Genomic DNA, 4,490 nt, shown 5'->3' with positions numbered 1-4,490 from the left:
CCACCCCCCAGGTCATCCGTTCGACAGGGGGCAACAGTCATGCCGGGCCCGGAGGCCAGCGGCCCTCTTGCAGGACCGCGAAGAAGATAACGGGGCCTCACCGTCCGTTCGAGGCCTCGGAGTGCTGCGTGGCCGCGGGCGGCTGGTGCGACATCGAAGGCGTGCCTATGACCAGGGCGCCCACGAGCCCGGCCACGATGGTGAGCCCCATCAGCCAGCGCCCGGCTATCTGACCTGCGGAGGCACGCCGACGGGGAGGGGGAGTGACATTGCTGCGGAAGGAGTCGGCTTCGGCGAGGAAGGCGAACGGTACGGGTTCGCGCCGACGGAACATGGGGAGCGCTTCTCCTCTTGTGGCTCGTAGGGACCGGGGTTGCCGGGCCTTGCTGAAGACCGGGTGACCCGAACGGGACGCCGTCACTCATGCAGACGAGCGAGAGCGACAAAAGGTGCCCTGTTTCGCCGACTTCGCCGGCGATTGTCGTGGCCCGGTACCGAACGCCCCGTTGTCGGTGCCGGGCCGTAGAGTGGGCGCCGCCCGAGCCTGAGATGGGAAGGACCTTCCACGCCGTGACCGACACCCCCGCCGACGACCTCAAGCCCAGCTTCCGCAGCGCCGTCACCGTCGAGCTGGTCAAGCACAGCGCTGCCGACTCCGACGTGCTGTGGGCCGCCCGTGTCTCCACCGCGGGCGAGCAGTCCCTCGACGAGCTGAGGAAGGACCCGGAGCGCTCCAAGGGGCTGATCAACTACCTGATGCGGGACCGGCACGGCAGCCCCTTCGAGCACAACTCGATGACGTTCTTCATCAGTGCACCGATCTTCGTCTTCCGCGAGTTCATGCGGCACCGCGTGGGCTGGTCGTACAACGAGGAAAGCGGGCGCTACCGCGAGCTCCAGCCCGTCTTCTACGTCCCCGACGAGTCCCGCAAGCTCGTCCAGGAGGGCCGCCCCGGCCAGTACCGGTTCGTCGAGGGCACCCAGGCCCAGCAGGAGCTGGTCGGCCGCGTCATGGAGGACGCGTACGTACACGCGTACGAGGCGTACCAGGAGATGCTCGCCGCCGGCGTCGCCCGTGAGGTAGCCCGTTCGGTCCTCCCGGTCGGCCTGTTCTCGTCGATGTACGCGACGTGCAACGCCCGCTCGCTCATGCACTTCCTCGGCCTGCGCACCCAGCACGAGCTGGCCAAGGTGCCTTCCTTCCCGCAGCGGGAGATCGAGATGGTCGGTGAGAGGATGGAGGAGGAGTGGGCCAAGCTCATGCCCCTCACCCACGCCGCCTTCAACGCCAACGGGCGCGTGGCCCCGTAACCCCCCGTCTGCTCACGTGCCGGGCACAGATGTGCGGTCAGCTGAGCGAAGTGTCCGTATTGCGGCATTTCGAGAAGTTCATCTAGCCTGATCAAACGGACCCGGCACTGCTTGAACCCCCGAGCAGGCAGTGCCGGGTTCCACTTTTGTCAGGACTTTCCCCGCACCCCGAGGGCAGACCCCGCCCTGAGCAACGAGTAGCGTGTAACCCATGGCTCCGACCTCCACTCCGCAGATCCCCTTCGGGCGGATCCTCACCGCCATGGTCACGCCGTTCACGGCGGACGGCGCACTCGACCTCGACGGCGCGCAGCGGCTCGCCACCCACTTGGTGGACGCAGGCAACGACGGCCTGATCATCAATGGCACCACCGGCGAGTCCCCCACCACGAGCGACGCGGAGAAATCGGAGCTCGTACGAGCCGTCCTGGAGGCGGTCGGCGACCGTGCGCACGTCGTCGCCGGTGTCGGCACGAACGACACCCGCCACAGCATCGAGCTGGCGCGCGCGGCGCAGAAGGCCGGCGCCCACGGGCTGCTGACCGTCACGCCGTACTACAACAAGCCCCCCCAGGAGGGCCTGTACCGGCACTTCAAGGCCATCGCCGATGCCACCGAGCTGCCCGTGATGCTCTACGACATCCCCGGCCGCAGCGGCGTCCCGATCACCACGGAGACCATCGTCCGACTCGCCGAGCACCCGCGGATCGTCGCCAACAAGGACGCCAAGGGCGACCTCGGCCGCGCGAGCTGGGCCATCGCCCAGTCCGGCCTGGCCTGGTACTCCGGAGACGACATGCTCAACCTGCCCCTGCTCTCGGTGGGCGCCGTGGGCTTCGTCTCGGTCGTCGGCCATGTCGTCACGCCGGAGCTGCGGGCGATGGCCGAGGCCTACGCCGGCGGCGACGTCCAGAAGGCGCTGGAGATCCACCAGAAGCTGCTCCCGGTCTTCACCGGGATGTTCCGCGCCCAGGGCGTCATGACCACCAAGGCCGCGCTCGCGCTTCAGGGGCTGCCCGCCGGACCGCTGCGCCCACCCATGGTCGAGCTCTCGCCCGAGGAGACCGCCCAGCTCAAGATCGATCTTGCCGCCGGCGGGGTAGAGCTCTGACAAAGACTTCACAACTGAATAGGCAGGACTCAGGTGCCTGCATTCCATACGACAACTGCTTCTGCACGAACGTCACGCGCGCCACGTGCCCCCACCGGTACGTGGCGTGTGTGGTGAGGAGAGTCTTTTGAGTCATCCGCATCCTGAACTCGGCCCGCCGCCGAAGCTCCCCGAAGGCGGCCTGAGGGTCACCCCACTCGGCGGCCTCGGGGAAATCGGCCGGAACATGACCGTCTTCGAGTACGGCGGCCGCCTGCTGATCGTCGACTGCGGAGTGCTCTTCCCCGAGGAGGAGCAGCCCGGAATCGACCTGATCCTGCCGGACTTCTCATCCATTCGCGATCGCCTCGACGACGTGGAGGGCATCGTCCTCACGCACGGCCACGAGGACCACATCGGGGGCGTCCCGTACCTGCTGCGGGAGAAGCCCGACATCCCGCTGATCGGCTCCAAGCTGACCCTCGCCCTGATCGAGGCCAAGCTCCAGGAGCACCGCATCCGTCCGTACACCCTCGAGGTGGCGGAGGGCCAGCGGGAGCGGGTCGGCCCCTTCGACTGCGAGTTCGTCGCGGTCAACCACTCCATTCCGGACGCTCTCGCGGTCGCGATCCGGACCCCGGCCGGCATGGTCGTCCACACCGGCGACTTCAAGATGGACCAGCTGCCGCTGGACAACCGCCTCACCGACCTCCACGCGTTCGCACGGCTGAGCGAAGAAGGCATCGACCTTCTCCTGGCCGACTCCACCAACGCCGAGGTGCCCGGGTTCACCCCGCACGAGCGCGACATCTCCAACGTCTTGCGCCAGGTCTTCGCAAGCGCCCGCAAGCGGATCATCGTGGCGAGCTTCGCCAGCCACGTCCACCGCATCCAGCAGATCCTGGACGCCGCGCACGAGTACGGCCGCCGGGTCGCCTTCGTGGGCCGCTCCATGGTCCGCAACATGGGCATCGCGCGGGACCTCGGCTATCTGAAGGTGCCGCCCGGTCTGGTGGTGGACGTCAAGACACTGGACGACCTGCCCGACGGCGAGGTCGTGCTGGTGTGCACGGGCTCGCAGGGCGAGCCGATGGCGGCGCTGTCGCGAATGGCGAACCGGGACCACCAGATCCGCATCGTCCAGGGCGACACGGTGATCCTCGCGTCCTCGCTGATCCCCGGCAACGAGAACGCGGTCTACCGCGTGATCAACGGCCTGACCCGCTGGGGCGCCAACGTGGTGCACAAGGGGAACGCCAAGGTGCACGTCTCGGGCCACGCGTCCGCGGGCGAGCTGCTGTACTTCTACAACATCTGCCGTCCGAAGAACCTGATGCCGGTCCACGGCGAATGGCGCCACCTGCGGGCGAACGCCGAACTGGGCGCGCTCACGGGTGTTCCGCACGACCGCATCGTCATCGCCGAGGACGGCGTGACCGTCGACCTCGTCGAGGGCAAGGCGAAGATCTCCGGCAAGGTCCAGGCCGGATACGTGTACGTCGACGGCCTCTCGGTCGGCGATGTGGGGGAGCCGGCGCTCAAGGACCGCAAGATCCTCGGCGACGAGGGCATCATCTCGGTCTTCGTGGTGGTGGACTCCTCGACAGGCAAGATCACGGGCGGTCCTCATATGCAGGCCCGTGGCTCGGGTATCGAGGACTCCGCCTTCGGTGACGTGATCCCGAAGATCACGGAGGTGCTGGAGCGGTCCGCCCAGGACGGAGTCGTCGAGCCCCACCAACTGCAACAGCTCATCCGGCGCACCCTGGGCAAGTGGGTCTCGGACACCTACCGGCGCAGGCCGATGATCCTGCCTGTGGTCGTCGAGGTCTGACGACCGGTCAACTCCTCACGCAGGTGAACCTGGAGCGAGGCCCCTCGATTTGCATCGAGGCGCCTCGCTCCAGTACGTTTACGGCTCCGCCAGCGGGGGAACCCGGCGCCACTGAGCGTCAGGGACCATCCCCGGCAGGGCGGAAAGCCTGACTCAGAATCTCTGATAAAGTCGGGAAAGCCGGAAAGGGAAACGCGAAAGCGCGGGAACCTGGAAAGCGCCGAGGAAATCGGATCGGGAAGATCTGATAGAGTC

4 protein-coding genes are annotated in these 4,490 nt (G+C 67.5%); 3 read left to right on the top strand and 1 reads right to left on the bottom strand.

Annotation, left to right across the window (positions count from 1 at the left end):
- Positions 1–97: 97 nt before the first annotated feature.
- A complete protein-coding gene (locus ABZ823_RS30825) occupies positions 98–334 on the bottom strand; it encodes a hypothetical protein (RefSeq protein ID WP_361666207.1) in 237 nt (78 codons plus the stop codon).
- Positions 335–570: 236 nt separating this feature from the next.
- Here ABZ823_RS30825 and thyX point away from each other — a divergent pair, with 236 nt between their 5' ends.
- From thyX to ABZ823_RS30810, 3 genes are all read left to right on the top strand, one after another.
- Positions 571–1,311: an FAD-dependent thymidylate synthase gene (gene thyX / locus ABZ823_RS30820; RefSeq protein WP_361666205.1), complete on the top strand. Its 741-nt coding sequence runs from the start codon at positions 571–573 to the stop codon at positions 1,309–1,311.
- A gap of 211 nt (positions 1,312–1,522) precedes the next feature.
- A complete protein-coding gene (gene dapA / locus ABZ823_RS30815) occupies positions 1,523–2,422 on the top strand; it encodes a 4-hydroxy-tetrahydrodipicolinate synthase (protein ID WP_361666202.1) in 900 nt (299 codons plus the stop codon).
- 127 nt (positions 2,423–2,549) lie between these two features.
- On the top strand, positions 2,550–4,235 hold the full coding sequence (locus ABZ823_RS30810; RefSeq protein ID WP_361666199.1) for a ribonuclease J: 1,686 nt from the start codon (positions 2,550–2,552) through the stop codon (positions 4,233–4,235).
- Positions 4,236–4,490: the final 255 nt, after the last annotated feature.

This window comes from Streptomyces sp. NPDC047079 (assembly GCF_040643755.1).
Taxonomy (GTDB): domain Bacteria; phylum Actinomycetota; class Actinomycetes; order Streptomycetales; family Streptomycetaceae; genus Streptomyces.
Note: the sequence above shows the minus strand (reverse complement) of the source record. Positions and strands in the feature narration are given on the sequence as shown.